Here is a 522-nt window from a genome sequence, read left to right as displayed (position 1 = left end):
ATTATCGCGAAAGACGCACCAATCGTTGAGTCTCGTGGCTACAAGTCAGACGATTCAGCTGAAGTAGTTGGCGGTCAATTCGTTGGTGAAACAACGGGTAACGTTTGGCTAATCGGTGTTCAAGCGAACTACCGTTTCTAATTACTCGTTAAAAAATCGAGAGACAAAAAAGGCTTAGCACTTGCTAAGCCTTTTTTATTGCGTTCATTTTATTTGAAACATCAACGATTAGAATTCATCTAGATATTCGTCTAACAACGCTTCTTCTTCCGGATTCACTTCTTCTACCGTGTCGATTTCTGCTTTAAAGTTTTGACGCTGAATGTAGACATCTCGAGTCAGTACATAAGGATCTGGAGAACTATCAAGCTGTGCTTCTTGCGGTACAAGCAACGCTCGTTTTTCCAAACCTTCTAATGCCCACTTCCCTAAACCAGCCCAAATATTCAAGTAAGATAATGGGAGATACATACCATCGACGGTATCTGTCACTTCTCGCAGAGTATAAGGACCATAACCAGG

1 protein-coding gene and 1 pseudogene are annotated in these 522 nt (G+C 41.8%); one reads left to right on the top strand and one right to left on the bottom strand.

Features of this window, described 5'->3' with window-relative positions; genetic code table 11:
- Positions 1-141 (top strand): annotated as a pseudogene (locus tag R7Z77_RS28365) (aromatic hydrocarbon degradation protein); the annotation flags it as partial.
- Between the two features lie 87 nt (positions 142-228).
- Here the strand turns inward: R7Z77_RS28365 and R7Z77_RS28360 are convergent.
- A partial coding sequence (locus R7Z77_RS28360) for an MlaA family lipoprotein (RefSeq protein WP_318137436.1) occupies positions 229-522 on the bottom strand: 294 nt, incomplete at its 5' end.

The sequence above is a fragment of the Vibrio sp. 1401 genome, assembly GCF_033340295.1.
Note: the sequence above shows the minus strand (reverse complement) of the source record. Positions and strands in the feature narration are given on the sequence as shown.